Consider the following 15,577-nt stretch of genomic DNA (forward strand, 5'->3'; position numbering starts at 1 on the left):
CGCCCTGTGACCATCGCGCGCCTTCGCAGGCGTTCCGTGCGTGAGGTATGGGCCTTCGGGCGTTGTGGCCCTGGGGTGGGTGTCGACGGCGGTGGGTGGCGGGTCCTGACTTCCGTCGCGCACGCGGGGGACCGCCACTCGACCTTTCCGTCGCCCCGGAGCGGAGGCGCCCCGTGACCATCGCGCGCCTTCGCCTGCTGGTCCTGCGTGCCCTCGGCCTCGGTGACCTCCTCGCCGGTGTGCCCGCGCTGCGCGCGCTGCGCCGGGGGTTTCCGGGACATGAGCTCGTGCTGGCCGCGCCCGCCGAGCTCGGGCCGGTCGCGGCGGCCACGGGTGCCGTCGACCGGCTGCTGCCCGCGTCGGCACCCGGGCGGGCCGTCCCCCGACGCATCGACTGGACCGGCCCGCCCCCCGACATCGCGGTCGACCTGCACGGCAACGGCCCGCCCAGCCACCGTCTGCTGATGGAGTCGCGCCCGCTGCGACTGCTGGCCTTCGCGCACCCCGAGACCCCCGAGGTCGACGGCCCGCGGTGGTACCCGGAGGAACACGAACGGGACCGCTGGTGCCGGCTCCTGCGGTCGTACGGCATCGACGCCGACCCCGCCGACCTGCGGCTGCCGCGTCCGCCCTGGCCGTCACCGGCGCCCGGCGCCGTCGTCCTGCACCCCGGCGCGGGCGCACCCTCCCGCTGCTGGCCCACAGAGCGCTACGCGGAGGTCGCCGAGGCCCTGCGCGAGCGCGGGCAGAGGGTCGTGGTCACCGGGGGAGCGGACGAGGCCGACCTGGTGGCCGACCTGGCCAAGCGCGCCGACCTGCCCGACACTGACGTCTTCGGCGGCGGGCTGCCCTTCGACCGGCTCTCCGCGCTGGTCGCCGACGCCCACGCCGTGATCAGCGGCGACACCGGCATCGCCCACCTCGCGGTCGCCCACGCCACCCCCTCCGTCACCCTCTTCGGCCCGGTCCCGCCGAGCCGTTGGGGCCCGCCCGCCGACCCGCGGCACCGGGCCCTGTGGCACCCCGGCCAGGAGGGCGATCCGCACGCGGGCGCACCCGACGCCGCCCTGCTGCGCCTCCGCCCGGAAGACGTGCTGGCCGCCCTGCACGAGCTACGAGGCACCGTTCCTAATGACTGAGCGGGAGTGAGTCCTGTTGCCAGGAATCATGCTCGGCCGAACGCCCCGAGCGGTGTTGGGCGTTCTGGTTGCCCGCGTTCGCTCCGCGGTCCGGTGGCACGGATCGTGTCCGTGGTCCGGGAACGGGAGGGCGGGGTCCCTCACGCCCGAGGGCACGCCGGTCGGCCTGGACGGTCCGATGCCCGTGCACATCACTCTGGTGTGCAGGGGGCGGTGTCGTCCGTCGCCGGATCGGGTGTCCTTGGGCGCGCCGTCCGATCGCCACGGCGGCAGCCTCGTGGCGAGTGGTCTTCCTGTTTTCGTGGGTGAGGGGCTTCTGCCAGTGCTGGGCGCCCCACTTCGAGGTGTAGGCCGGGTCCACCGCGATGATCGCGATGCCGGTCTGGTCGGCCATCGAGGCCACCGGGCGCGAAGCCGTCCGGTGGGCATGCCGGAGATCAACTGCCGGAATCGCTTGCGGCGGCCGTGCTTCTCGCGGGTCTTCTCCGCGGCGAAGTCCAGATCCTCCACCGCGATGGCCTGCACGCCGCAGGCGCCGGGCCCAGTGCAGCAGCCGGGTCAGGGCGTGGCGGACGTGGGCGTCACGGTGCTCGGCGGTGCCGGACAAGTCGTAGAAGAAGCGGCGGGGATGGCCGGTCGGGTTGCCGTGGACGTCCAGGCGCCAGGCGGCCAGGTGGTCGGCGTTCATGTCGACGCCGATCACACCGTGCGCGAGGGCGCCGACCATCGGGACGGTCTTCGACACCGGAAGCTGCCAGCAGGCGGTCACATACCAACGCCCGCGTACCACGTCGAGGTGGATGCGGTAGGCGACCGCGCGGTTGGCCTCCACCCGGTCCGCCCACTCCTGCCCACGGTGCGGGAAGCGCACCTGCGCGGCGAGGACGTACCGGCCGTGCGGGGCATTGGCCAGCCCGGCGAGCGGCGTCGGGAGCTTGATGCTCACCTCGCCGTCCGGGCTGACGCGGATCGTCTCGTTGCCGTAGCGCTTCCCGGACTCGCCGTCCGCCTGCAGGAACCAGCGCGACGCCTCCCACCGCCGCCGCCACTGAGCCTCGGTCAGCTGGGCGGCGGTCAGCTGGTGGCGGGTGCGGGCCAGCCGCTTGCTGCCGCGCACCACGTGCACGGTCCCGGTCTCCCAATCGGCCCGCGCCCGTTCCAGCCGGTCTTCGAGGATGTGCAGGCGGCGGGTCTTCGCGTGCCACTCCCGCTTGCTGCGGTAGCCGCCCGGCGCCTGTTTCGAGCCCTTCGCGCCGACCGGCAGCGACAGCCGGTGCGCGAGCGTCCGGATGCCCGCCTCAAGGGACTGGATGTGGGCGAGCCGGCCGCGCCGTGCGAGCGCCCACTGATCATGGCTGGCTTTGGTGAGCGACCCGGCCCACCGGGACGACGACACAGCCGTCAGGTCCCGCTTGCGGGCCGCCCAGGTCTCCGCGGAGTGCTCCAGACCGTCCGCGCACCGCACCTTCAAGTCCCGGGAGGCCAGCGAACCGAGGTGCGCGCCAACCAGGGCGAGGACCTTTTCATCGGCGGGCGTGAGCTGCTTGAGCCGGGTCCGGACCGTCGCGCCCGAGGGACCGGGCACCACAAACGACGCCGCAAGCTCCCGCAACCCGCCCATCCCACACCCCCACACGGCCCCTCGAAAACCCGCTCATCACACCCAACGAGCCCCACCCGGAAAGGTCACACATGCGATGAACGAACTCCCATTCCCCTCCCGAGACAGCAGCACCCAGCCGCTCACCAAGCCCCTCCGCGCTCACTCACACACGCCAGAACGCACTCGTACGCACTCAAATCCCAGCAGTTCCCAACCCCTGCCCCTTGACTCAGGCGGCCCCCGTCGGCCTCGTCACCGCCACGGCAACCACTCCCGCCTCCCTCACCGAGACCTCGACCGTCGTCCTGGCGCCCTGCCCTGCCGACGCCCCACGGAAGTCGACCGCCCGCCGCTGCTCGGGTCGAGCCCGGCCCGGCCCCGGCTCAGCGCTCGGTCCACCGGCACAACAGGCGGAACGCCGAGAACAGGGTGAAGGGCCACACGGCGGCGAAGGTCCAGATCACGCCGGGTTCGGCGGTGCGGATGCCGGTCACCATGAGCCCGATCGACACCGCGAGCAGGAGCGCGACGATCCAGATGGGCGGCCGGCAGGACGCCAGCCGTGAGAGGGCGGAGGGGCGACGCGGCCGTAGCGTGCGCATCCGGCGGTCGAGGCGGCGGTCGCGGCGCAACGCGCGTTCCATCTCGTCGAGGATGCGCTGCTCGTGATCGGGGAGTCGGCTTGTGGTCACGGTCGCTCCTCGCGGGGCCGGAGAGTCCCTCTTCGGATGCCCGGCCGCCGCCCGAACTAACCGGTGGGGCACGGCTCCAGGCGTCCGGGCAGAGCCTCGGCCACCCAGCCACCCCTTGTCGGCCGCCACGCTCGAGTCGGCCTCGACGACGCCGTCCTCCGGAACAGGCCGGACATCAGGCGTCCGGCGTCGGCGGTTCCGGCGGTTCCCCTCAGGACTGGGCGGAGGACACGGTCGCCGGCCCGAGGACGTTGTCGAACCCGGGGTGGGACGCCGCGCGGTCGCTGTCCGTCGCGCACGTCCCACGGTCGCTCACGTCCCACGGTCCGGCCGCCTGCACCGGCGTACGCGGCACCCCCCGTGCCGGCACGTCCACCTCTGCCCCTGCCGCTGCCCGCTCCGGGGCGCGTCAGGGGCAGAGGTGGCGTGGGTCACTGGCTGTAGAACGTGGCGTCCGCCCGGTCCGTGGCCGTGCTCGGCGTCTGCACGTACAGCAGGTAGGTGTAGTGGCGTATGTAGCGCCCGGCGGAGGCGTACGACTCGTAGGAGACGCCCGCCGAGTCCGACAGACCCGCCCGCTTGTAGAAGGTGGCGTCGGAGGCGAACTGGGCCGTGCCGTCGTTCTTCTCCAGCCGGACCTCGAAGCTCGCGTTGCTCCGCAGGTAGTAGCCGGGGAAGTTGGTCGACTCCAGCGACACGGTGCCGCTGCCGGTCAGGCCGGTGACCACGCGGAACTGCGAGTCGGCCAGCGGGCTGACGTTGGCGTCGATCCGGCCCCGGTAGTCGAAGTGGCGGATGAAGCGGTCCGCGAAGTTGTACGACGAGAAGCGCTGCGGGGTGACCCCGTCGGCGACCGGGATGCCGAAGTCGGGGGTGCCGTCGGCCTTCCAGTACACCTTCTGGACGCGGGTGCGGCGGTTGGGGTCGTTCAGGGGGTCGCCGGTGATGTCCTTGTAGCTGCGGTCGTGGTAGACGAGGATGTCGGACTTGCCGTCCTCGGAGACGGTGAAGGAGTTGTGGCCCGGCCCGTACTGCGAGGTCGCGTCGCTCGACTTGAACACCGGCTGGGAACCCTTGGCCCAGGACGCCGGGTTGGTCAGGTCGGCCGTCGCGGAGGCGGTCAGCATGCCGAGGCAGTAGTTGGCGTCGGTCGCGCTGGCCGAGTAGGTCATGAAGACCTTGCCGCCGTGCTCGATCACCGCCGGGCCCTCGTTGACCTTGAAGCCGATCGTCTCCCAGGACAGCGTCGGCTGGGAGATCTCCGCCGGAGTGCCGGTGATCGTCCAGGGGTTGGCCATCTTGGCGATGAACAGGCTGGTGTTGTTGTTCTCGGCCGGGTTGCGCTGGGCCCAGGCGAGGTAGCGGACCCCGCCCACGACGAAGGTGGTGGAGTCGAGGGAGAAGCTCTCCCACGTCGTCTTGATCTGGCCCTTCTCGGCCCAGGTCGCGGTGAGCGGGTTGGCTCCGGTGCCCTCCAGGACGTACATCCGGATCGCGAACCTGTCACTGGTGGAGCCGGCGGCGAAGTACACGTACCACTTGCCGTCGATGTAGTGGATCTCCGGTGCCCAGATGTTGGCGCCCATCACGCCGCTGGCGTGCTTGGTCCAGATCGTGGTCTCGGGGGCCGTCGACAGACCCTGGATGGTGGTCGCCCGGCGCAGCACGATCTTGTCGTACGCGGGCACGGTGGCGGTGAAGTAGTAGTAGCCGTCGGTGTGCTTGAAGACGTGCGGGTCGGCGCGCTGTGCGGCGAGCGGGTTGGTGTAGGTGACGCCGGGGGAGGCGGGCACGGCCGCGTGGGCGACGGTGCCGGGCCCGGCGAGGCAGCCCACCAGGGCGAAGAGGACGGCCGTGAGCAGCCGTACGGCGTTGCGTCTCAAGGGGTTGCTCCAGATCACGGGGTGCGAGGTGGGGAGAAAGGTCAGGCCGTGGGGACGAGGCGCCACTGCTGGCAGTTGTTGTTCAGCCAGGTCCACAGCCGTACGTCGGCCCCGTTCGCGGTGCCGCAGTTCGCGACGTCGGCGACCTTGCCGCTGTTCTCGTTCACGATCCGCACGTAGTCACCGGTGGCCGTGTAGACCAGACGGAACTTCTGGCAGTTGTTGTTCAGCCAGGACCACTGCTTGATGTCCGTGCCGTCGGCCGTCGCGCAGCTCGTGGTGTCCATGACCTTCCCGGTCGCGACGTTGACCAGCCTGCTGGTGTCGTTGCCGAGGTCCTCGACGCGCCACTTCTGGTTGGCGCCGCCGTTGCAGCTCCACTGGAAGATGTTGGTGCCGTCCGCGGTGTTGCCGTTCTCGACGTCCAGGCACTTGCCGCTGTTGCGGTTCACCAGGGTGTACGCGGTCGGGGTCGCCGCGGTCTCGCCCGAGGGGCCGGGCAGCGTCGTGCCGAGCGCCACCGGGGTGCCGAAGTTCGGCGTGCCGTCCGCGTTCCAGGTGAACTTCTGCGCCCGCGTCGTACGGCCGTTGCCGCAGCCGCCGTTCGCGGTGTCGTTGGCGTGGTAGACGATCCAGTTCTCGGTGCCGTCCGGCGAGGTGAAGAAGCCGTTGTGGCCGGGGCCGTAGACACTCGCCGCGTCATTGCGCTGGAAGACCGGCGTGGACTTCTTCGTCCAGGAGGCGGGGTTCAGCGGGTCGGTGCCGGTCAGTTCCAGCTGCCCCAGCTTGTAGTCCGCGGTCTGGCAGTGGCTGGCGGAGAAGGTGAGGAAGGTGCGGCCGTCGTGGTACAGCGGCTCGGGTCCCTCGTTGACCGCGCCGCCCGATGTCTCCCAGCTCGCGGTGGGGCTGGAGATGATGGTGAAGGTGCTGCTGGCCAGCGTGTACGGGTTGCTCATCGGCGCGATGACCAGGCTCTGCCTGCTGCCGTTGATGAAGCCGCTGCCGATCAGGTACAGGTTGTTGTTGGCCTTCAGGACGGTGGCGTCGATGAGCCAGCCGCCGGGGGTGAGGTTGGAGCCGCTGAGCTGGTTCTTGTAGGTGTACGGGCCCATCGGGTCGGTGCCCGCGCTCTCCAGGACGTGGGTGCGCTGGGAGTCGCAGCAGGCGACACCGCTCTGCCCCGCGGAGTAGTACAGGTACCAGTGACCGTCGAGGAAGTGCAGCTCGGGCGCCCAGATGTTGGTGTTGCGGGTGGCGGTGGTGTCACTCCAGACCTGGACGCTCGCGGCCGTGGACAGTCCGGCCAGCGTCGGCGACTTCCGCATGGTCAGCACACCGGTGAAGGACGTGGTGACCAGGTAGTAGTTGCCGTTGTAGTACTCGAGCCAGGGGTCGGCCCCCTTGGTCGACTTGACCGGGTTGGTGTACGGGCGGCCCTCGGCGGCGGTGGCCGGGGTCGTCGCCGACACCATGGCGATCAGTACGGCGAGCACGCACAGGATCAGGGACCTGTGGCGTCTGGCGGGGGGCTGCTCTGACATCTTTGGCATGCGGGACCGTCCCTGTCCGTAATTTCGAACGTGGTTCGTAAATTCGGTCAGAAGATAAGCGGGGGCCATGGTTCCGTCAACGGTTTCGTCACATGCGCTTTACATGTGCGACGCTCAGCGTGCCGACGACGACGCCCGCGCCGATGCCCGCCCACTCGGCCCACCCCGGGTTCTGGCCGAACCCGAGCCACCTCACGACGGCGGCCAGGCTGTGCACCCTGGGCGCCGACGCCCCCCTCGCGACGGAGGAGGCCCGCGAAATCCGCCCTTGAGCCCCGAACCCGCCCCCGTGACCCGCGGCGCGGCCGGCCGCGGCGGCTGCTACCAGGAGGCCAGCGAGCCGTCGGTGTTGCGCCACACGGGGTTGCGCCAGCGGTGTCCGCGTTCGGCGGCCGCGCGGACCGCGTCCTCGTCGATGGTGATGCCCAGGCCGGGTGCGGTCAGGCGGTCGATGTAGCCGTCGCGGAAGGTGAAGGGCTCGGTGTCGACGAGGTAGTCCAGCAGCCCGCTGCTGTCGCCGTAGCCGATGCCGAGCGCCTGTTCCTGGATGAGGAAGTTGGGGGCGGCGAAGTCGAGTTGCAGGCTGGCGGCCAGTGCGATCGGGCCGAGCGGGCAGTGCGGCGCGACCAGGACGTCGTACGTCTCCGCCATCGCGGCGATCCGCCGGGTCTCGGAGATGCCTCCGGCGTGGCTGATGTCCGGCTGCGCCACGGCGATGCCGTCCGCCAGCACGGAACGGAAGTCCCAGCGGGAGTAGAGCCGTTCACCGGTGGCGATGGGGATCGAGGTGGAGCGCACCACGGCGCCGAGGTCCCGGGTGAACTCCGGCAGCACCGGTTCCTCGACGAACATCGGCAGCAGCGGCTCCAGCAGCGGCAGGACGCGGCGGGACATCGCCCCGCTGAAGCGGCCGTGGAAGTCCAGCGCCAGGTCGCGGTCCGGGCCGATCGCCTCGCGCACCGCGGCCACCTGCTCCACGATGGCGTGGATCGCGGCGGGCGTGTCGAGCGGTTCCAGCTGACCGCACGGGTTCAGCTTGACCGCGGTCAGCCCCTTGGCGACCTGCTCGGCCGCCGACTCGCCTATCTCCTGCGGGGTTTCGCCGCCCACCCAGCCGTAGATGCGCACCCGGTCGCGGACATGGCCGCCGAGAAGCTGGTGCACCGGCACGCCGTGCGTCTTGCCCGCGATGTCCCACAGGGCCTGGTCGATGCCGGCCAGGGCACTGCTGAGGACCGGGCCGCCGCGGTAGAAGCCGCTCTTGGCGAGCACCTGCCAGTGCTCCTCGATACGGGCCGGGTCCTGGCCCACGAGGTAGTCGAACATCTCCTCCACGCAGCGGGCGACGGTGTGCGCCTTGCCCTCGACGATGGGCTCGCCCCAGCCGGAGATGCCCTCGTCGGTGTCGACGCGCAGGAAGACCCAGCGCGGTTCGACGAGGAAGAGTTCGTACCCAGTGATCTTCATGGTGTGGACCTCCGGTCCTGATGCACGGCCCGGAGGCCGGTCGTTGTGGGTGTCGCGGGGGTGGGGGAGCAGAAGGTGCGGGGGCGACGGGCGGCCTACTCCTGGGAGCTGATGCCGCGGCCGCCGTCCACGAGCAGGTTCTGGCCGGTGACGAAGGAGGCGTCGTCGGAGGCGAAGAAGGCCACCGCGGCCGCGATGTCCTCGGGGGAGCCGAGCCTGCCGACCGGTGTCCGCGCGATGGTCAGGTCCTTGTACTCGGGCGGCGTGTGCGCCCACAGGGCGGTGACGACGGCTCCGGGCAGGACGGCGTTGAACCGGATCTCCCCGCCGTACTCGACGGCGAGCTGTCGTACCAGGGCGCCGATCCCGCCCTTGGCCGCCGCGTACGCGGGGAAGCCGCGGAAGCCGAGGGTGGCGTGCACGGACGAGGTGACCACCACCGCCCCCCGGGCGGCTCTGAGCAGCGGCACCGTGGCCCGGACGCCGTAGAACACCGAGTCGAGGGAGAGCCGCAGCTGGTCGTGCCAGGCGGCGTCGTCCAGCTCGTGGGCCGGGCCGGGCAGGTTCCGGCCGGCGTTGAGGTGCAGGACGTCGAGGCGTCCGGTCCAGGACGTCACCTCCTCGACGGCCGCGGTCCACTCCTCGGGCGAGGTGGCGTCGAGCCGGCGGGCCCGGGCGTGTCCGTTCTCGGCGCGGATCTCCTCGGCCACCCGGTCGGCGCCCTCGGCGTCCACGTCGGTGACGAGGACGGACGCTCCCTCCGCGGCCAGGCGGTGGGCGGTGGCCTTCCCGATCCCGGAGGCGGCCGCGGTGAGCAGGGCGGTACGGCCCGCGAAGCGTGTCAGCCCGGGTGCTGTCATGGCGTTCCTCCGGGTCTCGCGGTGGAGCCGCGCAGGACCAGACGCGGCTCGGTGGGTACGAGGACGTCCCCCACGGGCGCCCCCTGGATGGCGGCCACCAGGGCGTCCACGGCCGCGGTGCCCAGTTCGTACAGGGGCATCGCCACGGTCGTCAGCGGCGGGGAGAGGTGGGCGGCGACGGGCAGGTCGTCGTTGCCGACGACGGAGATGTCCTCGGGGATGCGCAGGCCGAGTCCGCGGATCGCCGCCATCGCACCTATCGCCTGGGCCAGCGAGCTGGTGTAGAGGGCGGTGACCGGCGGGCGGGCGCTGCCGTCGGGGCGGAGCAGTTCCAGGGCCGCGGACCCGCCGCCGTCCTCGGTGAAGTCCCCGGACGCGACCGGGGAGGCACTGAGCCCCAGCGCGTCGGCGTGCCGCAGGAACGCGTGCTTGCGGGCGTCACTGGGGGTGATGCCGGGCGGGCCCGCGATATGGCCGATCGCCCGGTGACCGAGCCCGTGGAGGTGGTCGAGGGCGGTGACGCTGGAACGGGCCACGTCCATGGTGACGTTCCGCCCGGATCCCTCGACCGACCGGTTGAGGAAGACGTGCGGGATCGGGCTGCGGCTCAGGGCGTCCAGCAACGGGTGTCCGGGACGGGCCGAGGCGATGAGCAGACCGTCGACCCGGCCCTCCTGCACCAGGTCGTTGAAGGACTCGTCGGCCTCCTGCCCCTCGAAGTCCTCGGCGAGCAGGGAGAGATAGCCCAGTTCGCGCGCCCGTTGGTAGGCGCCGCGGGCGATGGTGACGTAGGTGGGGTTGGCGAGGGCCGGCACCAGCAGGGCGAAGGCGTGCGTGCTGGCACCCGCCAGGGCCCGCGCGCCGGAGTGGGGGCGGTAGCCGAGTGCGGTGGCGGCCTCGTGCACGCGCCGCCGGGTCTCCGGTCGGACGGACAGGTCCTCCCGGCCGTTGAGCACCTTGGACACGGTGGCCTTGGAGACCCCGGCCTCTCGGGCGACGTCCACCAGCCTGGCCCGCACGGGCTGTTCCGGCACCGGGGCCCCCTCTCTTCGCTGACCGGAGATGGCTTGTTCCCGGCCTCTTGACACTCTCTGGCGGTGCAACCTAACGTTCGCGAAAGTTTCAGTCAACCGGTTTCCTCAGGCGGAAATAAGCGACACGTCTGAGCAGAGCCCCAGAAATCGGTCAGCCCACCCGCGGAAAGTTTCAGCCAACGCTGACGGCGGGTGACGTGTGCACTGAAGCACTTTCACACGCCGACCGCGGACGCGACCACCGTCGCAACCGCGATCTCGTCATACGAGTGCCGACGTCCGCGTACGGAGACGGGTCCACAGGTCCCGGCCCGGACGACGCCTCCCGCCTGCCCTCCCCGCCGCACTCCCCGCTGTCCCGGCATGCCGGGACATCCGCCTGAAAGGCCGCGAACGTGCCTATATCGACCAACGGTTCCCTCGACAGACGTCAGTTCCTCAGGGCCTCCGCCGCCACCGCCGGTGCCGCGCTCGCCGCGACCTCCCTGTCCGGCTGCGCGAACTCCGTCGGCGACGACGACGGCGGCGCCGGGAGCGGCAGGACGACGCTCAACGTCATGACGGTGGAGAACGAGTGGGACAAGAAGACCATCAAGGTCGCGGAGGCGGCGTTGGGGATGCGCCTCAACGTCATCATCGCGGACCCCACCAAGCTCAACGCCATGCTGGCCGCCAAGAACCCGCCGGACGTGGTGCGCGGCTTCGGCGCGACGGAGACCGCGTACTTCGCCGCTCGCGGCCTGATGACCGACCTCGACCCGTACTTCGCCAAGAGCGACGCGCTCAAGGTCTCCGACCTCGACCCCGTCAACGACGTGTGGCGGTACGACGGCAAGAAGCAGGGCGCCGGCCCCCGCTACGGCATGGCCAAGGACTACTCCCAGGACCAGATGTTCTGGTACCGCACCGACCTGCTCGACGCCGCCAAGCTGGACCAGCCCAGCGCCACCGAGCCGCTGTCCGCCGACGAGTGGCTGGACATGGGCAAGGAACTGGTCAAGCGCCGGCTCGGCAAGGTCAAGGTGTACGGGCTGAACGCCACCGGCATGGGCGCCTTCTCCCAGCTCATGGGCATGACGGCCTCGGCCGGCGGAAGCCTGTTCAGCGAGGACCTGGCCACCGTGGACTTCTCCTCGCCCGAGGCGCTCAAGGCGCTGAACTGGTTCCTCGAGTACTCGCGCGCCGACATAGGCCCGAACCCCGCCAACCCGAACCCGGACGGCTGGGACGGCCCGACCTACCAGGCCAAGCGGATGGCGATGAGCTGCAACGGCTACTGGTTCGGTGGACTGATCGGCTCCGACCCCAAGCTGGCCGACATCACCCGGTTCGCGCCCGCCCCGCAGCTCGGCGGCAACCGCGTCAGCCCCTGCTTCGGCGCCACGGGCTTCTGGATGCCCAGGGACGCCAAGAACAAGGACGCCGCCTGGAAGTTCTTCGAGTGGTACTTCGCCGGCAAGCCCGCCCAGGAGCGTGCGGCCAGCGGCTGGGGCATCCCCTCCCTGAAGTCGCTGCACGCGCAGATGCCGCAGGGCAGCGCGTTCCAGAAGCAGGCCTTCGAGGTCCAGCAGCAGGAGCTGTCGCACCTGTCCGTGCTGAGCTTCACCCCGTACGCCCAGCAGGCCGCGCTGGACGGCGTCCTCAGCAAGGTGCTGCCCGGCGCGATCAAGTCCAAGACGGCCACCGGCAAGGTCGCCGACGAGCTGAACTCCCGGATGAACGAGGCGCTCGCCCAGGGCAAGGAGCTGGTGGGGTGACCACCGATCAGCTCGCCGGACCGGCAGGCGTGCCGGGTGCGTCGTCCCCCACGGGGGAGACGGCCACCCGGCACGCCCGCCGGCCGGGCTCGCGCGCGGCACGCAAGCCCCACTCGCTGCAGTCGCGCCGGGCCTTCGCCTTCTACGTCTTCGTCGGCCCCTGGGTGCTGGGCTTCCTCACCCTGACGGCATTCCCGCTGGGCTACGCCCTGTGGCTCAGCTTCACCAACGCGGACGGGCTGTCCGCCAACTCGCGCTTCGTGGGCATGGACAACTACAAGGAGGTCTTCACCGACCCGGAGACGATGGCCTCCCTGGCCCGCACCGGAGTGTTCACCGCCATCACGGTGCCGCTCACGATCGCGGCCGGGCTGCTGCTGGCGGTGCTGGTGAACCAGCCGATACGGTCCCGCGGACTCTTCCGTACGCTGCTGTACCTGCCCGCCGTGGTGCCGCCGGTCGGCGCCGCCCTCACCTTCAAGCTGATCTTCGACCGCGACTCCGGAGCGGCCAACGGCATCCTGGACGGCTTCGACGTCAACGGCGTGTCCTGGCTGGTGGATCCCTACGCCCGCTGGGTCCTGATCGCGCTGACGATGTGGGGCGTGGGCAACGTCATGATCATCTCGCTGGCGGGGCTGCAGGACATCCCCAAGGAGCTGAACGAGGCGGCGCGGGTGGACGGGGCCAGTGCCTGGCAGTCCTTCAGCCGGATCACCCTGCCGCTGCTCTCCCCGGTGATCTTCTTCCAGGTGATCACCGGCATCATCGCCGCCGTGCAGAGCTTCCTGCCGCTGCTGATCTCCCTCGATCCGTCCCCGAGGGGCGTCTCGGCCGTGCCCGAGAGCAACTACCTGTACATGATCGACGTGTTCTCCCAGTACTTCGCCAACGGCCGCTACGGATACGCCTCGGCCATGCTCTGGGTGCTCTTCGCGATCATCGTCTTCATCACCTTCCTCGTCTTCAAGCTCAGCAAGGGCGCGGTCTTCTACTCCGTGGAACCGGAAGCGATCAAGAAGGCCAAGCCCCGCACGATCGGAGGCAAGTGATGGTGTTCCGCCGGCGCAGCGCCGTCTACATGCTCCTGGTGGGGTTCCTCGTCCTCTTCCTCAGCCCGTTCGGCTGGCTGCTGATCACCGCGTTCAAGGACCCCTCCGAACTGCGCGCCATCCCCATCCACTGGTGGCCGCACCACCCCAACCTGGGCAACTTCAAAGAGGCCCTGACCCACTTCGACTACCTCGGCTACGCCCAGAACTCGATGACGATCTCCGTCATCTACGCGGTGCTGGTGACCCTCGCCTCGGCCTGGGCCGGGTACGGCTTCGCCCGGCTGAACGCCCCCGGCAAGCGGGCCATCTTCGCCGTACTGCTGTCGACGATGATGCTGCCGCAGGTCATCACGCTCATCCCGACTTATCTGCTGTTCGCCAAGGTCCACCTGACCAACACCTACATGCCCTGGGTGCTGTGGGGACTGTGCGGCGCCCCGTACCTCATCTTCCTGTTCCGGCAGTTCTTCTCCAACATGCCGAAGGAGCTGGAGGAAGCGGCGATCGTCGACGGCTGCGGGCAGATCCGCATCTTCTGGCGGATCTTCCTGCCGCAGTCCTGGCCGGTCATCGCCACCAGCCTGATCCTCTCCTTCAGCTGGACGTGGGGGGACTGGATCGCGCCCGCCCTGCTCCTGGACGACAGCCGCACCACGCTCGCCGTCAAGCTCGCCCGCGGCTATGTCAACGACCACGGCGCACAGCTCGGCAACCTCGTCGCGGCAGGTGCGGTGATGTACGTCGTCCCCGTACTGGCGCTCTTCCTGATCCTGCAGCGCGGCTTCGTCTCCGGCGTCGCCACGTCCGGACTCAAGTAAGGAAACCCTCTCGATGACCGACACCCAGGTCCGCTCCAAGTCCCCGGCGGGGGTGGGGTCATGACGGAACGTCCCGCCCTCACCCCGCAGCTCGGCCGGACCCGGGTCATGGCCATCCTCAGGTCGGCCGACGCTTCGGGCCTGCCCGCCGTGGCCCGGGCACTCGCGGCCGGCGGCATCACCTGCCTGGAGGTCACGCTCACCACGTCAGGGGCCCTCGATGCCCTGGCCCGTATCCGGGACGAGCTCGGACCTGACGTTGCGGTCGGTGCCGGCACCGTGATCACCGAGGCGCAGGCACGGGACGCCCGGGCGGCCGGAGCCGCGTTCCTGGTCGCCCCCGTGGTGGACGTCCAGGTCATCCGGACCGCGGCGGATTCGGGCACCCCCTGCTATCCGGGCGCCTGGACGCCGACCGAGGTGTCCACCGCCTGGCGGGCGGGCGCCGCCGCCGTCAAGCTGTTCCCGGCGAGCACCGGCGGCCCCGCACACCTGCGCCAACTGCGGGCGCCCCTGCCGGACATCCCCCTCCTCGCCGTCGGCGGGGTCGACCTCACGCAGGCACGGGACTACCTCGACGCCGGAGCCCGCGCCGTCGGCATCGGCTCCCCGCTGCTGCGCGGAGCGGACCGGAACCCGACCGCGGAAACCCTGACGACCCTCACGGAAAGGACGCGCGTGCTGCTGGAAACCGTCGGCGCCGCCGAACGGGCCGAGGAGGCCGCCTCGTGAACGGCCCCGCGAAGCATGCACCCCCCTACCTGGTGACGGTGGGCGAGGTCCTCGGCGTCATGGCGGCAGTCGAGCCCGGTCCGCTCGGACTCGGCGCCGCGCTGCGCCTCGGGCTCGCCGGAGCGGAGTCCAACGTCGCCATCGGCGTCAGCCGGCTCGGCGGGTCGGCCACCTGGATCGGCCGCATCAGCGAAGACAGCCTCGGCGAGATGATCCTGCGCGAACTGCGCGCCGAAGGCGTCACGACCGTCGCGGTACGGGACCCCGCGCCCACCTCTCTGCTGCTGAAGGAACGACGTACCGCCACGCACAGCCGGGTGCGGTACCACCGCACCCACACCGCCGGGTCCCGGCTGTCCCCGCAGGACATACCCGAGGACGTGGTCGCCGGCGCGGCGGTCGTGCACATCACCGGGGTCACACCCGCGCTGGGGGAGGGCCCCGCCGCGGCCGTCCGCCGGGTCGTGGACATCGCCGTCGAGGCCGGCGTACCCGTCTCCATGGACATCAACTTCCGTTCCCTGCTGTGGAGCGAGGCCGAGGCCCGGCGCGCCCTCCTGCCGCTGCTGCGCGGCAGCGACCTGGTGTTCGCGGGACCGCACGAGGCCCGGCTGGTGGTCCCCGACGCCGACACCCCGGAGGAACTCGCCCAGGGCATCTGCGATCTGGGACCCGGCGGTGCCGTGATCAAGATGGGTGCCGAGGGGGCCTTCGCGCTCCTCGACGGGAAGCCGTACCGGCAGCTCGCCGTGCCCGTCCGCGTACAGGACTCGGTGGGAGCGGGAGACGCGTTCGCCGCCGGGTACTTGGCCGACCTGCTCGCGGGCGAACCGCCCGAGCGGCGGCTGCGGACGGCGGCCCTCGTCGGCGCCTTCGCGGTGAGCACCACCGGCGACTGGGAGGGCCTGCCCCGGCGTGCCGAGCTGGCCCTGCTGGACCATCACGACGACATCGTTCGCTGACCCGCTGACCCGCTGACCCGCTGAC

The 15,577-nt window shown here is 70.9% G+C and carries 13 protein-coding genes and 1 pseudogene; 6 read left to right on the forward strand and 8 right to left on the reverse strand.

The genetic code is table 11. The annotated features are described in order from the left end of the window. Positions 1-173: 173 nt before the first annotated feature. On the forward strand, positions 174-1,139 hold the full coding sequence (locus tag ACFWWR_RS23885) for a glycosyltransferase family 9 protein (RefSeq protein ID WP_384305155.1): 966 nt from the start codon (positions 174-176) through the stop codon (positions 1,137-1,139). On the opposite strand, the pseudogene ACFWWR_RS23890 reads toward ACFWWR_RS23885, so the two are convergent. From ACFWWR_RS23890 to ACFWWR_RS23925, 8 genes and pseudogenes are all read right to left on the reverse strand, one after another. Continuing rightward, positions 1,129-2,760, reverse strand: a pseudogene (locus ACFWWR_RS23890) (IS200/IS605 family accessory protein TnpB-related protein). The gene ACFWWR_RS23885 and the pseudogene ACFWWR_RS23890 overlap by 11 nt on opposite strands. Before the next feature lie 365 nt (positions 2,761-3,125). After that, complete coding sequence (locus ACFWWR_RS23895; RefSeq protein WP_383871819.1) at positions 3,126-3,434, reverse strand: DUF3040 domain-containing protein; 309 nt, start codon at positions 3,432-3,434, stop codon at positions 3,126-3,128. Positions 3,435-3,645: 211 nt separating this feature from the next. Further along, the gene (locus tag ACFWWR_RS23900) at positions 3,646-3,810 is read right to left on the reverse strand and encodes a hypothetical protein (RefSeq protein ID WP_384305157.1); all 165 of its coding nucleotides are present in this window, start codon (positions 3,808-3,810) and stop codon (positions 3,646-3,648) included. 55 nt (positions 3,811-3,865) lie between these two features. Then, complete coding sequence (locus tag ACFWWR_RS23905; RefSeq protein WP_383871824.1) at positions 3,866-5,317, reverse strand: family 43 glycosylhydrolase; 1,452 nt, start codon at positions 5,315-5,317, stop codon at positions 3,866-3,868. A 41-nt stretch (positions 5,318-5,358) separates the two neighbouring features. After that, entirely contained in the window at positions 5,359-6,789 is a 1,431-nt protein-coding gene (locus tag ACFWWR_RS23910) for a family 43 glycosylhydrolase (RefSeq protein WP_383871945.1), read from the reverse strand. A gap of 399 nt (positions 6,790-7,188) precedes the next feature. Further along, a complete protein-coding gene (gene dgoD / locus ACFWWR_RS23915; protein WP_217237528.1) occupies positions 7,189-8,334 on the reverse strand; it encodes a galactonate dehydratase in 1,146 nt (381 codons plus the stop codon). 95 nt (positions 8,335-8,429) lie between these two features. Next, positions 8,430-9,194 carry an SDR family NAD(P)-dependent oxidoreductase gene (locus ACFWWR_RS23920; RefSeq protein WP_384305159.1) on the reverse strand — a complete coding sequence of 255 codons (765 nt, stop codon included), beginning with the start codon at positions 9,192-9,194 and terminating at the stop codon, positions 8,430-8,432. Next, on the reverse strand, positions 9,191-10,228 hold the full coding sequence (locus ACFWWR_RS23925; RefSeq protein WP_384305161.1) for a LacI family DNA-binding transcriptional regulator: 1,038 nt from the start codon (positions 10,226-10,228) through the stop codon (positions 9,191-9,193). Before ACFWWR_RS23925 ends, ACFWWR_RS23920 begins: the two co-directional genes overlap by 4 nt. 395 nt (positions 10,229-10,623) lie before the next feature. On the opposite strand from ACFWWR_RS23925, the gene ACFWWR_RS23930 reads away from it, so the two are divergent. From ACFWWR_RS23930 to ACFWWR_RS23950, 5 genes are read left to right on the forward strand one after another with little or no spacing between them, the layout of a single operon-like run. Continuing rightward, positions 10,624-11,985, forward strand: coding sequence for an extracellular solute-binding protein (locus tag ACFWWR_RS23930; RefSeq protein ID WP_383871833.1), 1,362 nt, complete (start codon positions 10,624-10,626; stop codon positions 11,983-11,985). Then, positions 11,982-13,037 carry a carbohydrate ABC transporter permease gene (locus tag ACFWWR_RS23935; RefSeq protein ID WP_384305163.1) on the forward strand — a complete coding sequence of 352 codons (1,056 nt, stop codon included), beginning with the start codon at positions 11,982-11,984 and terminating at the stop codon, positions 13,035-13,037. Before ACFWWR_RS23930 ends, ACFWWR_RS23935 begins: the two co-directional genes overlap by 4 nt. Further along, positions 13,037-13,858: a carbohydrate ABC transporter permease gene (locus ACFWWR_RS23940; RefSeq protein ID WP_383871948.1), complete on the forward strand. Its 822-nt coding sequence runs from the start codon at positions 13,037-13,039 to the stop codon at positions 13,856-13,858. The genes ACFWWR_RS23935 and ACFWWR_RS23940 overlap by 1 nt, the downstream gene beginning before the upstream one ends. 60 nt (positions 13,859-13,918) lie before the next feature. Then, a complete protein-coding gene (locus ACFWWR_RS23945) occupies positions 13,919-14,590 on the forward strand; it encodes a bifunctional 4-hydroxy-2-oxoglutarate aldolase/2-dehydro-3-deoxy-phosphogluconate aldolase (protein ID WP_383871839.1) in 672 nt (223 codons plus the stop codon). Beyond that, on the forward strand, positions 14,587-15,552 hold the full coding sequence (locus ACFWWR_RS23950; RefSeq protein ID WP_384305166.1) for a sugar kinase: 966 nt from the start codon (positions 14,587-14,589) through the stop codon (positions 15,550-15,552). Before ACFWWR_RS23945 ends, ACFWWR_RS23950 begins: the two co-directional genes overlap by 4 nt. Positions 15,553-15,577: the final 25 nt, after the last annotated feature.

Origin of the sequence: Streptomyces sp. NPDC058678 (assembly GCF_042714835.1) — a bacterium.
GTDB lineage: Bacteria > Actinomycetota > Actinomycetes > Streptomycetales > Streptomycetaceae > Streptomyces.